The 16,514-nt window shown below is 69.6% G+C and carries 14 protein-coding genes; 5 read left to right on the top strand and 9 right to left on the bottom strand.

What is annotated here, in order from left to right:
• Nucleotides 1-36: 36 nt before the first annotated feature.
• Nucleotides 37-2,142 (top strand): transglycosylase domain-containing protein, encoded by a 2,106-nt coding sequence (locus ACWGID_RS25115; RefSeq protein ID WP_452200408.1) that lies wholly within the window; start codon nucleotides 37-39, stop codon nucleotides 2,140-2,142.
• Between the two features lie 19 nt (nucleotides 2,143-2,161).
• On the opposite strand, the gene ACWGID_RS25110 is transcribed toward ACWGID_RS25115, so the two are convergent.
• The 3 genes from ACWGID_RS25110 to ligA all read right to left on the bottom strand — a co-directional run bounded on the left by ACWGID_RS25110 (nucleotide 2,162) and on the right by ligA (nucleotide 8,051).
• A complete protein-coding gene (locus tag ACWGID_RS25110) occupies nucleotides 2,162-4,282 on the bottom strand; it encodes a hypothetical protein (RefSeq protein WP_452200406.1) in 2,121 nt (706 codons plus the stop codon).
• Nucleotides 4,283-4,375: 93 nt separating this feature from the next.
• A complete protein-coding gene (locus ACWGID_RS25105) occupies nucleotides 4,376-5,983 on the bottom strand; it encodes a DHA2 family efflux MFS transporter permease subunit (RefSeq protein WP_452200404.1) in 1,608 nt (535 codons plus the stop codon).
• A gap of 70 nt (nucleotides 5,984-6,053) precedes the next feature.
• Nucleotides 6,054-8,051 carry an NAD-dependent DNA ligase LigA gene (ligA, locus tag ACWGID_RS25100; RefSeq protein WP_452200403.1) on the bottom strand — a complete coding sequence of 666 codons (1,998 nt, stop codon included), beginning with the start codon at nucleotides 8,049-8,051 and terminating at the stop codon, nucleotides 6,054-6,056.
• A 142-nt stretch (nucleotides 8,052-8,193) separates the two neighbouring features.
• Between ligA and ACWGID_RS25095 the strand changes: the two genes are divergently transcribed.
• A complete protein-coding gene (locus ACWGID_RS25095) occupies nucleotides 8,194-9,087 on the top strand; it encodes a MerR family transcriptional regulator (RefSeq protein WP_452200401.1) in 894 nt (297 codons plus the stop codon).
• Here the strand turns inward: ACWGID_RS25095 and ACWGID_RS25090 are convergent.
• From ACWGID_RS25090 to ACWGID_RS25075, 4 genes are read right to left on the bottom strand one after another with little or no spacing between them, the layout of a single operon-like run.
• Nucleotides 9,049-9,792: an anti-sigma factor gene (locus ACWGID_RS25090; RefSeq protein ID WP_452200399.1), complete on the bottom strand. Its 744-nt coding sequence runs from the start codon at nucleotides 9,790-9,792 to the stop codon at nucleotides 9,049-9,051. The genes ACWGID_RS25095 and ACWGID_RS25090 overlap by 39 nt on opposite strands.
• Nucleotides 9,773-10,351 carry an RNA polymerase sigma factor gene (locus ACWGID_RS25085; protein ID WP_452200397.1) on the bottom strand — a complete coding sequence of 193 codons (579 nt, stop codon included), beginning with the start codon at nucleotides 10,349-10,351 and terminating at the stop codon, nucleotides 9,773-9,775. Before ACWGID_RS25085 ends, ACWGID_RS25090 begins: the two co-directional genes overlap by 20 nt.
• Nucleotides 10,352-10,404: 53 nt before the next feature.
• Entirely contained in the window at nucleotides 10,405-11,082 is a 678-nt protein-coding gene (locus tag ACWGID_RS25080; RefSeq protein ID WP_452200395.1) for a class F sortase, read from the bottom strand.
• Nucleotides 11,079-11,918, bottom strand: a complete 840-nt coding sequence (locus ACWGID_RS25075; protein WP_452200393.1) for a DUF4397 domain-containing protein — start codon at nucleotides 11,916-11,918, stop codon at nucleotides 11,079-11,081. Before ACWGID_RS25075 ends, ACWGID_RS25080 begins: the two co-directional genes overlap by 4 nt.
• A gap of 142 nt (nucleotides 11,919-12,060) precedes the next feature.
• Between ACWGID_RS25075 and ACWGID_RS25070 the strand changes: the two genes are divergently transcribed.
• Nucleotides 12,061-13,407 carry a TIGR01777 family oxidoreductase gene (locus tag ACWGID_RS25070; protein ID WP_452200391.1) on the top strand — a complete coding sequence of 449 codons (1,347 nt, stop codon included), beginning with the start codon at nucleotides 12,061-12,063 and terminating at the stop codon, nucleotides 13,405-13,407.
• Here ACWGID_RS25070 and ACWGID_RS25065 read toward each other — a convergent pair.
• Entirely contained in the window at nucleotides 13,401-14,633 is a 1,233-nt protein-coding gene (locus ACWGID_RS25065) for an NAD(P)/FAD-dependent oxidoreductase (RefSeq protein ID WP_452200389.1), read from the bottom strand. The two genes, ACWGID_RS25070 and ACWGID_RS25065, sit on opposite strands and share 7 nt — an antisense overlap.
• A 149-nt stretch (nucleotides 14,634-14,782) precedes the next feature.
• Nucleotides 14,783-15,025, bottom strand: a complete 243-nt coding sequence (locus tag ACWGID_RS25060) for a hypothetical protein (protein WP_452200387.1) — start codon at nucleotides 15,023-15,025, stop codon at nucleotides 14,783-14,785.
• Nucleotides 15,026-15,373: 348 nt separating this feature from the next.
• Between ACWGID_RS25060 and ACWGID_RS25055 the strand changes: the two genes are divergently transcribed.
• Both ACWGID_RS25055 and ACWGID_RS25050 read left to right on the top strand, forming a co-directional pair.
• Nucleotides 15,374-15,679 (top strand): hypothetical protein, encoded by a 306-nt coding sequence (locus tag ACWGID_RS25055; RefSeq protein WP_452200385.1) that lies wholly within the window; start codon nucleotides 15,374-15,376, stop codon nucleotides 15,677-15,679.
• Between the two features lie 281 nt (nucleotides 15,680-15,960).
• On the top strand, nucleotides 15,961-16,191 hold the full coding sequence (locus tag ACWGID_RS25050; RefSeq protein ID WP_452200383.1) for a hypothetical protein: 231 nt from the start codon (nucleotides 15,961-15,963) through the stop codon (nucleotides 16,189-16,191).
• Nucleotides 16,192-16,514: the final 323 nt, after the last annotated feature.

Here is a 16,514-nt window from a genome sequence, read left to right as displayed (position 1 = left end):
CGTGCCTCGGGCGGAGGAGCGACCTAGCCTGGACAGATGCGTGGGGCGGGGCAGCGGGTACGACTGCTGACGCGGTTTTTCGGCGTCAGCGCGTTGGCGGGTGCGTTGGCGGCCGGGTTGGTGATCCCGCTCGCCGGACTGGTCGGGGTCGGCAGTCAGCAGATGGTGAGCTCGCTGCAGCGGGTGCCGCAGCAGCTGGGATCGCAGCCACCGGAGGTCCGGACCCGGATCCTGGCCGCCGACGGCAGCCTGATCGCGTACCTGTACGACGAGAACCGGGTCCCGGTCGGGCTGGCGCACATCGCGCCGAGTATGCGGCAGGCGATCGTCGCGATCGAGGACTCCCGGTTCTACCAGCACGGCGCGCTCGACCTGAAAGGCACACTCCGGGCGCTGATCCGCAACCACACCGACGGGACCACGCAGGGCGGCTCGGACATCACCCAGCAGTACGTGAAGCTGACCCTGTTGGAGAACGCCCGCACCAAGGCCGAGCAGCAGGCCGCGATCGCGCCGACGTACCAGCGCAAGCTGACCGAGCTGCGCTATGCGATCGCGCTCGAGCAGACGTACTCCAAGGACCAGATCCTGGACAAATACCTGAACCTGGCCAACTTCGGTGACGGCACGTACGGCGTCCAGGCGGCAGCCCAGCACTACTACGGTGTGGGCGCCGCCGACCTCAGCCTCGCGCAGTCCGCGATGCTGGCCGGCATCGTGAAGAACCCGAGCGGCTACGACCCGGTGACCAACCCCGGGCCGGCCCGCGAGCGCCGGGACACGGTGCTGGAGCGGATGCTCCAGCTCGGCGTCATCTCGGTCGCCGAGGCGAACTCGGCGTTGCGGACGCCGGTGATCGACCTGTCGCAGGTGCGCCCCGAACTCAACGGCTGCGCGAACTCGGCGTACGCCTTCTACTGCCAGTACGTCGTCTCCAAGCTGCTGCAGAATCCCGCGCTCGGCGCCACCGTGCAGGAACGCGACCACGCCGTGAAGGCCGGCGGCCTGACGGTGTGGACGTCGCTGGACCCGCGGATCCAGGCCAACGCACAGTTCTCGATCGACAAGCACAGCAAGCCGAGGGACAACACGATCGCCGCGGTCACGGTGGTCGAGCCGGGGACCGGGCTGGTGAAGGCGATGGTGCAGAGCAAGCCGTACGGCAACGGGCGGCACGAGACGGCGTACAACTACAACGTCGAGAAGTCGTACGCCGGTGGGTACGGCGGGTTCCAGAACGGGTCGACGATGAAGGCGTTCACGATCGCCGCCGCGATCCAGCAGCGCATCCCGATCGACTACAAGATCAACTCGCCCGGCCAGATCGACCTGAGCGGCGTCCGGTACCGGACCTGCCACGGGTACACCCGGGACTTCAACTACCAGCCGAAGAACTCCACCCGGAGCGGCGACTTCACCATGGTCGACGCGGCCCGCTACTCGGTGAACACCTACTTCCTGCAACTGTCCCGGAAGACCGGACTGTGCCCGATCGCGACGATCGCCGCCGACCTCGGGATGTACAACGCGCAGACGATGGGGCCGCTCGACCAGGTGGTGTCGATGACGCTGGGCGTCGGGTACGTGACGCCGCTGATGCTGTCGAACGCGTACGCGACCTTCGCCGCCCGCGGTGTCTACTGCCAGCCGCTGCTCGTCACCTCGATCACCGACCTGAACGGCCGGCCGATCGACACTCCCGCGCAGTCCTGCAAGCAGGTTCTCGAGCCGTGGGTGGCCGACGGCGTCAACCGGGTCCTCAGCGCGGTCATGGAACCCGGTGGGACCGGCGGGCACCTGAAGTTTGGCAGCTGGGACCTGGCCGGCAAGACCGGCACGATCAACCAGAACCTGGCCGTGTGGTTCTCCGGCTACACCCCGAACCTCGCCGCTGCCGCGGTGGTCGCCGACGCGACACCGCCGTACACTAACCTGATCGGCCAGCGGCTCGACGGCCAGGACATCATCGACCCGACCGGATCGGGTACCGCGGGCCCGATCTGGGAGACCACGATGCGCGGCGCCCTGCACGGCCTGCCGGTGGAGCGGTTCACCGCCCCACCCGACCAGGTCCTCGGCAGCTTCGCCAGCTCCAACTCCAGCTCCGCCTCCCCGTCCCCGACGAATACCCCGGGCGGCTGACCCGCCCGGGGCAGGGGTGTCAGAGCTTGATCTCGATGGCGGTTCCACCGGGTACGCCGGGATGGCGCAACCACAGGATGCCGCTCTCGGGGTCGTGGCGGACGTCGGTGAGTTCGGTGCCGTCGGCGGTGACGGCGGCCGGCTCGGACGGGACACGGAGTGCGGTCGTGACCTGTACGCTGCTCGGCGCCTCACAGGTGAAGCGGATGGTGGTCTCGTCGTGCTGCCAGTCGACGACCCGGCCGGCGCAGGCCAGCAAAGGTTCGTCGTCATAGGTCAGGTCGCGCAGCCAGGTCAGCTGTCCCGGGCCGAGTTCCCGCTGGCGGACGATGCCGAGCTGCGGGTCCAGGAGATCGAGGTAGTTGCCTTCGACAACATGCGTGCCGCCTGCTTCCTCCAGCACCGCGCCGACGAGGTACGGGCCACGCTGCACCGACAGCCAGTTGGTGGTCTCCCAGGTATGACCACCGGCCTCGGCCAGTTCGCGGATCGCCGCGACCAGCTCGGCGGCGCGTTCCGGTGATTCGCTGAACTCGGCCGGCCTGGACGGCACGAACCGCACCCGGCCCTGACCGACCGGCTGCACGCCGTCCCGTTTGCGGTCCACGCCGAGTGCCTCGGCCAGGTGGTCGGCGCAGGTCTCGTACCGACCCGTCCACCAGGAGCGGATCTCGTGGTACGGGTCGGCGCCGTCACCGACGTACAACAGGCTGCCCCCGCGGCTGACCCACCCGGCCAGCGCGTAGTGGATGCCGGGCGCCAACGGTTTCTGGAATTCGTAGCTCAGGACGAGTACGTCGACATCGTCCAGCGCGTCGGGGGTGTCGATGACGTTCTCGAGCTGCACCGGACAGACCTTCTGCCCGTCGCACAGCGGTGGCAGCGCGAGACCATAGAAGTCCGAGAAGTGCAGCTGCTCGCGGCCCTCCAGCGCCAGTGCGTCCTGCAAGCCGTCGTAATGCCCGCTCTCGCCACCGGGCGCCCAGCGCTCGAACATCGCGGTGTCCGAGAGCGCGATGCCGATCCGCGGGCCTTCGTTCGCCCAGCGGACATCGGGCTGGTCGAGGTCGCGGAGGCTGTTCATGGCGATCAGATAGCTGGTCGCGGTGTCCGGCGGAATCTGCTCCCGTTCCGTGGACCCTTCGCGCAGGTACGGGCGGTTGAAGATCCGGTTCGGCCACGGCGCTACCTCGTACCGCGAGACACCCGGGTGCAGCAGCGACGCGATCAGAGTGCGCTGGTAGTTGGCCAGGTAGTCCTCCCAGGTGCGGTCCGGGTGGTCCTCGATCGGGTCGTGCAGGAACCACATCCGGCGGTCGGTGCCGCGGGTGAGGTCCTGCGCGATGCCGTACTCCAGGTACGCCGTTTCGAACGTGCGCTCGGCGACCTTCCCGGCGTACACGTTGGGGGTCCGGGAGGTGCCGGTCCACACCTGCGCGATGGCCCCGTCGATCGAGGGCAGGCTCCGCAGCCGCGACTCGGGGCTGATGATCTGCCACTGCGTGTAGTTCAGGAGGCTGTGCGTCGGGACGTAGAAACGCACCTCGCGACCCTGTTGGAGGGCATCGTCGCGCAGGACAGAGGTGACCCGATCCAGGCTGCGCGACAGGAGGTGCTGCTTGAGCTGTCCGGACCGGAAATGCGCCTCGGCGGTGCTGTGCGGGGCCTGCCACGGCTCACCGAAGAACGCCTGCCACTCGCGTTTGAACGACTCCGAGTACCCGGCGCGGGCCCAGAACTCCGGCTCCTCGAGGTGGATGCCCTCGACGCCGAGCTCGATGATCGGTCGGAGCTTCTGCACGAGGTACTCGGTGAAGGCGAAGGTCGGCACCATGTACGGGATATCGGGACTCTTCCCGTGCAGGATCGGCGAGCCGTCGCCGGCGGTCTGGGCGTCGGCCCAGTGGCGGGCTCCGTCGAACCGGCCGTCCAGGTAGTCCTGGTACGTGCCCCACGAGATGCCGGTCATCAGGTGTACCCGGTAACCGGCCTCGCGCCAGCGGGCGATGCGCTCCGGTGTGCTCTCGTTGAGCCCGTACACCATCACGAAGTCGGTGCGGAGGTCGATCGATGCCTCGTACGGCGCCTGCTCCTGGAAGCCGGTTGCCTCGCCGTGCTTGTCGGTGCTGTTCGTCGTCATGCGCTCTTCCCGTTCGTCGACTGCCGCCAAACCTGTCGGGTCCGGCACACCGGCGCCAGCATGACGTCAGGTTCTGGACAGCGATTTCCCGCGTCACTCCACGACGGCTCCGGGCGCCTTGGTGTCGACGGGGACGGCCTGAGCACGTTTTCGCGGCAGCATCAGGGCGGGAATCAGTGTGAGAACGACCAGCACCCAGGCGACCCAGTAGGTGTGCGCGAAGGCCGCGGCCGCATCGACCAGACCGCGGACGAGGGCGGCCGGGTCGATGTGCAGTGAGGCGAGGCTCTCCGGGTGCGTGTTGGCCAGGATCGCTGCCTGGGTCTCGTGCAGCCCGCCGTTGAGGCCGGGGACGTTCTCGGTCCCGGGAATGACCGGCGAGTTGCTGAGCTGGTTGGTCAGGATGACCGACATCGTCGCGACGCCACAGGAGGAGGCGATCTGCTGGCTGATGTTGAGCAGCGTCGACCCGCGCGCGACCTGCGGCCCGGCGAGCGTCCGCAGCGCCGTGGTGAACAACGGCATCATCGTGCCGCCCATCCCGAAGCCCATCACGACCAGCATCGCGATGATCAGCGGGTACGGCGTGGTAGCGGTGAGTTGGGTGAGCCCGAACATGCCGATGATGATCAGCCCGATCCCGAAGGGTACGATCCGGCCCACCGGCACCCTGTCGACCAGCCGGCCGGCGATCGGCATCGTCACCATCGCGCCGAGCCCCTGCGGCGCCACCAGCAGACCGGCGTGCAGCGTCGACTCGCCGCGGATCTCCTGGAAGTAGGTCGGCACCAGGAGTAGCCCGCCGAAGAACGCCGCGGCGAACAGGAACATGGTGATGATCGAGATCGTCAGGTTGCGGTCGCGGAACAGCCTGAGATCCAGCAGCGGATGCTCCGGCCGGAAGGAGTGCCAGACGAACGCCGCCATCAGCAGTACCCCGGCCAGCATGGAGACCCACACGCGCGGCGCGCCGAAGTCACCGTTCTCGGCAGGCAGCGAGGAGATGCCGAAGAGGAACAACGCGAGACCGGGCGACATCAGTGCGACGCCGACGATGTCCAGCGACTCCGACCGGCGCGCGTGGTCCCTTTCCAGCGCGAACCAGGCGTAGACCAGCGCGATCGCACCGAGCGGCACGTTGATCAGGAAGATCCAGTGCCAGCTCGCCACCTCGATCAGCCAGCCGCCGAGGATCGGTCCGAGGATCGGGCCGAGCAGCATCGGGACGCCGAGGACGGCCATCAGCCGGCCCATCCGGTGCGGTCCCGCGGCCCGGGTCATGATCGTCATCCCGAGCGGCATCAGCATGCCGCCTCCGAGCCCCTGCAGGACCCGGAACGCGATCAGCATGTTGATCGTCGACGCGGTCGCACACAGCGCCGAGCCGGCGGTGAACAAGAAGATCGCCATCATGTACAGCCGCTTCGTGCCGAACCGGTCGGCCGCCCAGCCGGTCAGCGGGATCACGGTCGCGAGCGCGAGCGTGTACGCCGTGACGGTCCAGGCGACATGCGCGTACGAGACCGGGTTCTCCGCGGAACCGAACTCGATCTGAAAGGTCGGCAGCGCGACGTTCACCACCGTGATGTCCAGGATCGACATCACGGCGCCCAGCACAACGACGCCGGCGATCTTCAGGACCGCGGCGTCGATGTTGTCCGGATAGTCGGGCTGGTCGGAATGAGTAGCGGGCTGGGTCACGGTCGTTCCCCCCTCGGGCACGATTCATGTCTGACCCGAGACTACTCGCGGATTCCGACAAAAGGCGGTGTCAATTCTGGAGGAGATCGGCCTCCTCGAGCTGCCGCCAGATCTCGGACTGGTCGAGGACGGTGACGTCGAGCTTCTCGGCCTTGGCGATCTTGGCGGCGCCGACATCCGCGCCGGTGATCAACAGGTCGGTGCTCGCCGAGACCGAGGACGCGATGGTGGCGCCGGCCTTCTCGCAGAGCCGCTGGAACGCCGGGCGGGCGACCTTCTCGCCGGAGCGTGGGTCGCTGATCGCGCCGGTGACGACCACCGTCTTGCCGGCCAGCGGCGCGCCCGCCGCGACGACCGGCGGGAGGTCCTCCTCGCGGACGTCGAGCGAGACGCCTGCCGAGCGGAGCCGTTCGAGTTCGGGGCGTAGCCGGGTGAGGTGCTCGATCAGTGAGGCGGCGACCTTCGGGCCGATGTCCTCGACCGCAACGAGTCCGTCGACGCCCGCGTCCGCGACCGCTTCGAGGGACCCGAAGCCGGCTCGGCACAGCCGGGCCGCGGTGCCTTCGGAGGCCATCGGAATGGCGAGGCCGATCAGCGCGCGGCGCAGCCCGACCTGGCGGCTGGTGTCGATCGACTCGATCATCCGGGCCGCCGAGACCTCGCCGATCCGGTCGAACTCCAGCAGCCGCTCCGCCGTCAGTTGGTAGAAGTCCGACGGATTCTCGAGGATCCCGGCCTCGGCGAGCCGCTCGATCCAGACCCCGCCGATCGCGTCGATGTCGGCAGCCGCGCGGGACGCCCAGTGGATCAGCCGCCGGACGGTCTGCGCCGGGCAAGAGACGTTCGTGCAGAACAGTTCGCGGCTGTTGCCCTGCTCGGTCAGCGGCTGCTGACAGGACGGGCACACACTCGGCGGCACGATGTCCTGCTCCGCGCCCGTGCGCTTCGAGGCGTCCAGTACGCCGGCCACGAACGGGATCACGTCGCCCGCGCGGCGGACCAGGACCGTGTCACCGATCTTGATGTCCCGGGCCCGGATCACCTCCTGGTTGGCGAGCGTCGCGCGCGTGACCGTCGTACCGCCGACGAAGACGGGCTCGAGCCAGGCGACCGGCGCGATCTTGCCGGTCTTGCCGACGTCCCAGACCACGTCGGCCAGCACCGTGGTCTTCTCCTCGGCGGCGAACTTGAACGCCAGCGCGCCACGCGGCGAGCTCGACCGGGTGCCGGCGGCCGCGAAGGCGTCGCGATCGGCCAGTCGCAGGACGGCGCCGTCCAGGTCGTAGTCGAGTTCGTTGCGCTGCCGCTCGATCGAGGTGATCACCGCCTGAGCCGCGGCCGCGTCGGAGCAGTGCCGCATGTCGGCGGCGGTGAAGCCCATCTCCTTCAGCGCGCGCTCGAGGTCGGCGTCCGTGGCGTCGCGGTCGCTCAGCAGATCGAACGCCAGGAACTGCAGGCGCCGCTCGGCGACCGTGGCCGGATCCTTGGCGCGCAGCGTGCCCGCGGCCGCGTTCCGCGGGTTGATCAGCGGCTTGTCGGGATGCGCTGCGTTGTACGCCGCGAACGTGGAACGCAACATCACCGCCTCACCACGGACCTCGATCCGATCCGGTACGTCGAGGCGCTGCGGGACCCCGTCGGTGAGGGCGCGGACGAGCGGCGTCACGTCGTCACCCGTCGTACCGTCACCGCGGGTGATCGCGCGGGCGAGCTGACCGTTCTCGTAGACGAGCGCCAGCGACAGACCGTCGAGCTTCGGCATCACCACGACCGATTGGCCGGGGAAGCGGCCGAAGAACGCCTCGACCTGCTCCGGACGCGTCGCCTTCTCCAGCGACAGCATCGGCCGCGAGTGCCGCACCGGTGCGTGCAGCACCGTCGGCGCACCGACCTGGTCCAGCGGGTTCGGAACCGGCGTCAACTCCGGGTTGGCCTCGATCAGCGCCCGCAGCTCGTCCTCGATCGCGTCGTACTCCGCATCGGCCACCGCCGGCGAACCGCGGTAGTACGCGTCCCGCAGTACGACGATCCGATCGGCAAGGTCCTGAATCCGCTCCCCAACGTCCACGTCCGGACACTACCGGTCGGCACTGACAACGGCCGTACGGACACGGAGCGGTTGCCTCGGGCGACCAAAGGTGCCGTTGGACCGCCTGACGAAGTCCGGGAAGAGCGGTGTCGGCGGGCGGGTTTCGTGACATCGTAGTGAAATGGCAAGTCGCTCGGGCACCACGCAGTACACCGCCTCGGGGGAGGTGGTGTGGCCGGTGGGGCGCGTCGCGGAGATGCTCGGCGTCCCTACCGTGACGATCCGGAGCTGGGAGCGCCGGTACGGGATCGGCCCCTCGCTACGCAGCGCCGGTCAGCATCGGCGCTACTCCGCCGAGGACGTCGCCCGGCTGCGGCAGATGATCGCGCTGATCGCCGGCGGTACGTCGCCCGTCGACGCCGCCCGCCTCAGCGCGCCGATCGGACCGGCCGTGTCCGAACCCAGCGCCTTGCTGTCGTCCGCGGAGACGTACCACGTGGCCGCCATGGCCGACATGCTCGACCGGTCGATCGAGAGTCGCGGTATAGCCCGCGTCTGGACCGAGGTGGTCGCGCCCGCGTTCCATGAGCTCGAACGGCGGTTCGCGGATGCCGGCGACTGCATCGACCTGACCGTCCTGCTGGCCGGCACCGTCGACGAAGCGATCGAGCGCTACATCGTGCGTCGCGGACTGCAGCACCACGGGACGCCGTGCCTGCTGGTGCCCTGCCCGGACGAGCGTCATACCGTCCCGCTGACGGTACTGCGCGCCGTACTGCTCGAACGCGGTATCCCGGTGATCGCCCTCGCCGCGGGTGGCAACGACGCGGCGATCCTGGCCGCGGCCGACCGTGCCGCGCCGGCCGTGGTGGTGTTGTGGACGACCATCCGGCGGACCGGCCAGAGCGTGCTGAGACGACGCGTCGAGGGCCACGGGCACCAGGTGCTGACGGCCGGTCCCGGATGGCTGCGGCCCGACCGCGACCTCGATGACCTCGACGCGGCCGTCGCCCAGGTCATCGACGTCTACCGCTCCTCAGCCAGGCAGCGAACCCCGGACCACACTGTCGTGTGAGTGCTCGGGATTGCCGTCGTCAGGTTCCAGTGAGACGTCGACGATCCGGTAGCCCTGGCTGGTGAGGCCGGTGGGCACCTGGAAGGTTCCGCCGGTGCTGGGATCCAGGACGCCCAGCGAGACCATGCGTTTGCCGTCCTCGTTGATCAGCCAGACCTCGTAGAAACCCGGCGTCTTGCTGAGGCCGCTGGCGGTGACCCGGAGCTGGCTGCCGCCGGCGTCCCGGACCAGGTCGGCGTTACCGGCGCCGGACTTGCCGGCGAGTGGTTCCAGCCTGATCGCCGCCTCGGTGGTCGGTTGCGCCGCGTTGTCCGAGGTCGCCAACCGCGTGCCGACGATTCCCGCACCGGCGCCGAGGATCGCCGCAACGCTCGCCGCGATCGCGAACGCCGTACGCGTCGGCCGCCACCCACGCCGCCCATCTTCAGCAGGTACGGCGGTTTGCGCGGGCGCCGAACGGTCGATCGCCGGGGCGTGCCCGCGGCCGTTCTGGAAGCCGAGCTCGGCGCCGACGCGGTCCCAGACGTGGCTCGGTGGGTTCTCCAGCCGGGGGAGTTCGCCGAGGTCGCCCGCGATCGTGCGCAGTTCGGCCAAGCGTTCGCTGCAGGGGGCACACCGCCGGAGGTGATCGGTGGCGGCGTCATCGGGGATGTCGCCGTCGATGACCCACTGGGCCAGTAGCTCCTCATCGAGATGTGTCGTCACTTTTCACCTCCTCCAAGCGGTCCCGCAGGTGCAGGAGGCCGCGCCGGACATGACTCTTCACGGTCCCGAGCGGTAACGCGAGTTGCTCCGCGATCGCCGGGTACGTCTGGTCTTCGTAGAACGCGAGCCGAAGGATCGTTCGCCGTGGATCGTCGAGCCTCGCGATCTCGTCGGCGAGCAGTACTCGATCGACGGTGTGCTGGTCCACCTGCTCGGGTGCCGCCTCGGCGTCCAGCAGGTCGGCCGCGGCCGCCGCGTTGCGGTGGTCGCGGTGCCGGGTGGCGAGCCGGTCGGCGATCCGGTGCTTGGTGATGCCTGTCAGCCACGCGCCGAGCTGACCGTGATCGGGGTCGAAGCTGTGCCGCCCGCGCCAGGCGGACACGAACACCTGTTGGGTGACGTCCTCCGCGTCGTCCCGGTCGCCGAGCGCCTTGAGGGCGAGCGTGAAGACCAGGCCGGCCCAGCGCCGGTACGCATCCGCGAGGCTGTCCTCGCGGCCGGCGGCCAAGCCTTTCGCGATGTCCGCGGGAGACGGTTCCCCGGCCCCGGTACTGGTCACGTTCGGAACTCTAGCGAAACCCCACGGTCCGACGGTCGCCGACAGGTCCCGCGTCATACGGGGACTGCCGTGACGACGAGGTTGTCCTGATAGCCGCCGCGGTCGGGGTCGTACGGCCCGCCGCAGGTGACGATCCGCAGCAGCCGCGCGCCGTCCCGGTCGAAGACCTGGTCGAACGCCATGCTCGTCTTGGGAATGTCCTGGACACTCTGGACCCGGTACGTCGTCGCCGTGCCGTCGGTCAGTCCGATGACCACAGCCGCGCCGGCCCGGAGCGTGCGGAGCCGAACGAGCGGCCCGACGCCGTACTGCTTGCTGTCGACGTGACCGCCCAGGACCACGGAGCCGTGGGTATCGGCGGTGCTGGGACCGAACCGGTACCAGCCGATCGTCGCCGGATTCGGTGGGAGTTGCATCTGTCCGTCCGCGGCGACTCCTACCGGGACGACCGGTACGTCGATCCGCACGGACGCGAGTCGCAGGCGCAGCGGTTGCGCCGTACTCGCGGTCGTGGACAGGTCGGCGGAGTGGGTCCGAATTCCGCCGTACGCCGGTTCAGGGCGTCGAGCGGACGGAGCTGGCGACGCTGCCGGGGGAGGGGTGGCAGCTGACTGCTCCGCCCGCCCGCTTCGGTCGCCGGCGACGGCACCGTCCGATGCCGCGCAGCCGGTCAGGCCGAGGAGGGGGAGTGCGGCCATCACGAGGACGGCCGCACCACGACGCCGGATCACGACCGGGCACGCCCCCGGATCGCCGCCGTACCGAGACCGACCACGGCGAGACCGGCGAGCGCCAGAGCGCCGATCAGCCACGGCGAGCTGTTCGAGTTGCCGACCTCGGCGGCCTGACCGCCGGTACCGCCCGGGACACCGGACGGGTTGCCGTGCAGGCCGGAGATCGTCTGTACGGCGAGCTTCAGGTTCTTGCCGGACGCGCTGCCCCAGGCGTACACGATCGTGTTCGTGCCCTCCTTGAGGTTCACGTCGGCCGGGCCGATGGCGACCGTCGACGTACCGGCGAGCACGACGTCGGCCTTGACCGTGCCGGCCGGCAGATCGGCCTTCGCCTCCTTCGGGTTGGTCAGCCCCTTGAACACCGGCTTGCCGCCCGCGCGGACGTCGACAGCGGGCGCCGCCGCATCGTGCCGCACGGTGATCCTCGCCTGGCCGGCCGCGAGTTTCGAGACATCGTTGACGTACGGCGTCAGAACCGGCTTGCCGGCCGCTGACAAGTGCGCCACGACGGTGATGTTGGCGCCGCCGGGCACCTTGACGTCGTTCGCCTGGATGACCGCCGCACCCTTCGGTCCGGCTCCGGCCGCGGTCACTTTCAGGTCGTAGGTGCCTTCGGGGAGTTTGACCGGGTCGGTGAGGGTACCTGGCTTGAAGTTGGTGAGCAGTGCCTTGCCGTTGGCGTACACGTCGACGGTCGGACCAGGCACGGCGTGCAGCACGGAGACGGTCGCTGTCGCCGTCGGTCTGGCCTCGGCGCCGGTCGCAGCCACGGCTGGGGCGATGGCGGCCAAGAGGCCGGTGGCGAGCAGGGCAGTGACTCGTCGCACGGACATGAAGCCCTCCTAGGGATCGGGTTCTTCTCTCCTCTTCCGCGGGAGTCGGCGGGCCGGATGCAGCACCAACCAGAAAAGTTGTGCAAAGGTGGTGCAGACGGGAGCTACGCGCCTCGTCCCAGCCGAGGAAAGGATCGTGGTCGTGGGCCTGACCAAGAGCAGTGTGGTGGACTTTCCGCGGGACGAGGTCTACGGCTGGCACGGGCGGCCGGGCGCCATCGTGCGGCTGACCCCGCCGTGGATGCCGGTGCGGATCGAGCAGGAGGCCGACTCCCTGTCGGACGGTGTGGCCGTGCTCGGGTTCCCGCTCGGGCTGCGCTGGGTCGCCCGCCACGGCGGCGCGGAGGCCCCCGAGCGCTTCGTCGACGAACTCGACTCGGCGCCGCTGCGCTGGGTCGTGCGCTGGCGCCATACCCACGAGTTCGAGGCGCTCGGCCCGGATCGTACCCGGATCACCGACCGGATCGACAGCAACGTGCCGGGCCTGCTGCTGAAGTCCATGCTCGCCTACCGGCACCGGCAGCTCGCCGACGACCTGTCCGCACTGCACCGCGCTGTCGACGGCGGCATGCATCCGCTCACCGTCGCCGTCACCGGAAGCAACGGGACCATCGGCCAGGCCCTGACCGCATTGCTCAGTACGGCGGGGCACACCGTCATCCGTCTCGTCCGGCGCCCGACCGACAACCCGGACGAGCGGTTCTGGGACCCGGAGCTGCCGTCGCGGACCCTGTTGCAGGGCGTTGATGCTGTCGTCCATCTCGCCGGCGCCTCGATCGGCGGCCGCTTCACCGACGCGCATCGGCACACGATCCGAGCGTCGAGGATCGGACCGACGCGCGCCCTGGCCGAAGCCGCCGCCGCGACCGAGAACGGCCCCAAGGTCTTCGTCAGCGCCTCAGCCATCGGGTACTACGGTCCCGACCGTGGTGACGAGGAACTGACCGAGACCAGCGACCGTGGTGACGGGTTCCTGGCCGGCCTGGTCGACGACTGGGAGCAGGCGACCCAGCCTGCGATCGACGGCGGTCTGCGCGTCGTGAAGGTCCGGACCGGCTTGGTGCAAACGCCGGCAGGCGGCGTCCTGAAGCTGCAGTATCCGCTCTTCGAAACCGGTCTCGGCGGCCCGCTGGGAGACGGCAGCCAGTGGCAGTCGTGGATCGGCATCGACGATCTCGTCGACATCTACCACCGCGCGCTCTACGACGACCGGCTGTCCGGCCCGGTCAACGCGGTCGCGCCCACCGCGGTGCGGAACAGCGAGTACTCCGCGACGCTCGCGCGCGTGCTCCGGCGGCCCGCGCTGTTCCGCGTTCCTTCGATCGGCCCGCGCGTTCTCCTCGGCCAGGAAGGCGCCGACGAACTGGCGCTGGCATCCCAGCGAGTGCTGCCGAGCCGCCTGACCGATCTGGCGCACACGTTCCGCCGTCCCGAGCTCGAGGACACGCTCCGGCATGTCCTCGGCCGAACGGCAGACTCTCCTCAGTGACGCGTCAGGTCCTGCGCGACCGCGGTTGCGACGCGCCGGCCTGAGAACAGAGCGCCCTGGATCGAGCTGGTGTCGCGATGGTCTCCGCAGACGTAGAGGCCGGGGCCGACCTTGGCGGGGTGGGTGAGGAGATGGTTCGACGTCATCCGGGGGAGTGCTCGCGGGATGCGGTACTCCTTGATGAGCTCCCAGTCCGCCGTGGAGGTCTGATACAGACGGCCCAGCAGGGCGAGCGCTCCGTCGGTGCTGAAGGCCGTGTTCGGAACCGAGGCGGCGATCAAGGCGCGGCCCGGCGGTGCGTACGTCGCGGCGACCTCGCTCATCACGACGGTGTTCATCAGTGAGCCCTCGGCGCCGTCGAGCAGGAGGGTCGGCCGGTGGAGCGGTGCGTCCGGCGCCGCGAAGTACCAGGTCGTGACGCCGCGCCACTCGGGTGCGCTGACGCTCGGGAGCAGTCCGGAGGCGTCCGTGCCGTCCGTCGCGACCAGAACGGCCCGGGCACTGAGCGGGGTGGTGGAACCCGCCGTTCGGACGAGGCCTGACTCGATCGACTCGACACCGGTGGAGAGTCGGAGCGCGTCGTCGACGAGCAGGTCCGCGAGGGCTTCCGGCAGGGCGCGCATGCCACCGGCCGGAACCGCGGCGCCGCCTCGGACGAAGCATCGCCAGAGCAGGTGGAACATCTTGGAGCTCGTCGTCAGGTCCGGATCGAGGAACACCCCGGCGAGGAACGGCTGGAAGATCTCCTCGGTCGTGCGCGACGAGACATGCCACCGACGAAGCTCGTGTCCGGTCTCCCTCGGGGTCGCGCCGCGCAGCCGGGCCGCGTCGACGACCGCGTCGCGCACGCTGAACGCACCGACCGCGAGCGCGTCGAGCGGTCGCTTGCCGGCGAACCGCGCCAGCGACGCGACAGTGCTCCGGTCCCGGTACGCCGTACCGAGGTCCCAGCGCTCGTCGCGGCCCTGAACAAGGACTCCGCGGCTGAAGGGCCTCAGATCCAGAGCCGCCGGGTCGAGCAGTCGCCGGAGCTCGGGGTACGCCGGGAGCAGCACCTGGAAGCCGCGGTCGAGGAGGAAGCCGTCGACCTCATCGGTGCGAACCCGGCCGCCGACCTCGTCGGCCTGCTCGAGCAGCGCGACCTGAAGTCCGGCGGACTGCAGTGTGATCGCGGCCGCTAGTCCGGCCAGTCCTGCCCCGACGACAATGACGTCCGCGTCGTCCATGTCCTACCTCCGGCTCGGTCGCGGTAAACTGGTGCACAATCGATGCAGCTCGGCGACAGCACTCGCGCAGCGTGCGGCAACGCTGTGGAACAGGCCGCGTCGGCGAGCGCTTGCCCGAGCGCGAGCTGGGTCGGCTCGACCACGACCCGTCAACCCCCGTCTGATGCCGCTGTAGCACTACGGGCGGCGACCGGAGGGGTACCGTCCTCGAGGCGGTGGATCGCCAGGTTGAGGGTGGCGACCGCGCGCAATCGGTGGATCGTCACCCGTTTGCCGGCGATGGTCCGTAGATGCGCGCGGGCATGCCGGAGTACCCGCGGGTCCGGTACCCGATCGATCAGGCGGTCGGCCGCCGACGCCGGAGTCCACTCCGGACCCTGGGCGTCCCGCATCACCTGCACGATCACCCATTCGGGCGATTGTGCGGGTAACAGCCGCAGTGATCGACCGCGTGCCGCGATCCCCGCGGCAGGCGACCGCGCGGCATCAGACGATCGGTGCACCGTGCCCTCCCCAAGGCGCTGATCTGTCGGCGCCGGGGTCTGGGGCGTGCCTGGATTAGTGCTCCCAGATTACTGCCGGCGCCGCCCGGCCACCAGGCAGTCGGCGCAGCTGCCGGGCGGTCCACCGAGGTTCAATCGTTTGTCGCATTCCGCGGATCTGTAGGCGCGGCCAACGATTATCGGAGGGTATTACGGACGTTCTGGTCCCAGGCCGCGGGCAGGGCTATCGTCGAGGTGTTGACGGCACGTGCCCTGGACCTCGGTGCGGAGAAAACTCCCGAGGAGTTGAGCGCTGTGGCGCAACGGAAACGTGCGGATCTGCTGGATCGGCTCGCCCATTCGGAGCGGTTGTCGTCCTGGCCGTCGAGCGAGTTGCGTGCCGCACTGGCAGTGATGGACGTACTCGATGCCGAGCGGCCACGGTTGCGCAGTGGGGTGCGCACGGTCGACATCAGGCTGGCCATCTACCGGCGCCGGCTGCAGTACGAACTCGACCGTCGCGCCGGTGTGGCCCCGGCCCTGGGGACGCTCGACAGCCATTGACCTCTTGACCGGCTCGGAGGGGTGATTCGGTCCGCCGGTATCAGGGGGTCCCGCGGACCGAATCGGCTGCACCCCGTCCGGCCCGGGAGTTCAGGTCTACTTGACATCCCGGGGTCGAGCGGTAGCGTTTGGTGTCCATTGAGGCTGCCCTGGACCCCGGCGGCGAAGCTACTACGCCCTGGGGGGTCAGGTGCCATCTATGCATGATCGTCTCGCCGTTCTCACTCTGGTGTCCAGAGGGTCCGAGGGCGGCGATTGTCATGACTGCCGGGGATGAACCAGTGGTGGGGACGCAGTATCTGGATCGGCTGGCGCGCGCGCAACGCCTGGACAACTGGGCGACCGAGGATCTGGTCGGTGCCCTGGCGACGATCGAGGAGATCGTCGACAAACGGTGGCAGCAGCGCGAGGGCCGGGCGCGGGTACTCAACATCAGGTTGCAGGTCTACCGGTTCCGCGTGCAACGCGAACTGGACCAGCGGGGAAAGCACCGACGGCGAGCTCCGAGCTAGGGCGTGGCTGACGGTCCGATCGAACCAGGAACGCGAACACGATGGGGGGCGAACATGGCCGGCGTCGAGTGGTGATGCTCCAGGCAACCAAGTACCTCCGACGGGTCAGCCGCAGGGCTGGGACTTCGGATGACCTCGCCATCGGCCCGCAGATCGGCCGCCTGGATCGACCGGTTCAGCGCGGCCCGGCCGGCGGCGTCCAGTACGTCAGCCGGGGCCCTGGGCGGGTGCCGGCGGGCGGGGGGGTGCGGCAGAAGTGCTCGGCCCGGGTGGGCGCGGGGGACGCGTGGGGGGGGGGCGGGGGGCGGATCGTGTACAAAGAG

Source organism: Kribbella sp. NPDC054772, from assembly GCF_053611945.1.
Note: the sequence above shows the minus strand (reverse complement) of the source record. Positions and strands in the feature narration are given on the sequence as shown.

What these genes read in the sequence shown, in the direction of transcription:
- ACWGID_RS25115 (WP_452200408.1), top strand. Translation starts at nt 37, where the DNA reads ATGCGTGGGGCGGGGCAGCGGGTACGACTGCTGACGCGGTTTTTCGGC.
- ACWGID_RS25110 (WP_452200406.1), bottom strand. Translation starts at nt 4,282, where the DNA reads ATGACGACGAACAGCACCGACAAGCACGGCGAGGCAACCGGCTTCCAG.
- ACWGID_RS25095 (WP_452200401.1), top strand. Translation starts at nt 8,194, where the DNA reads ATGGCAAGTCGCTCGGGCACCACGCAGTACACCGCCTCGGGGGAGGTG.
- ACWGID_RS25075 (WP_452200393.1), bottom strand. Translation starts at nt 11,918, where the DNA reads ATGTCCGTGCGACGAGTCACTGCCCTGCTCGCCACCGGCCTCTTGGCC.
- ACWGID_RS25065 (WP_452200389.1), bottom strand. Translation starts at nt 14,633, where the DNA reads ATGGACGACGCGGACGTCATTGTCGTCGGGGCAGGACTGGCCGGACTA.
- ACWGID_RS25060 (WP_452200387.1), bottom strand. Translation starts at nt 15,025, where the DNA reads ATGCGGGACGCCCAGGGTCCGGAGTGGACTCCGGCGTCGGCGGCCGAC.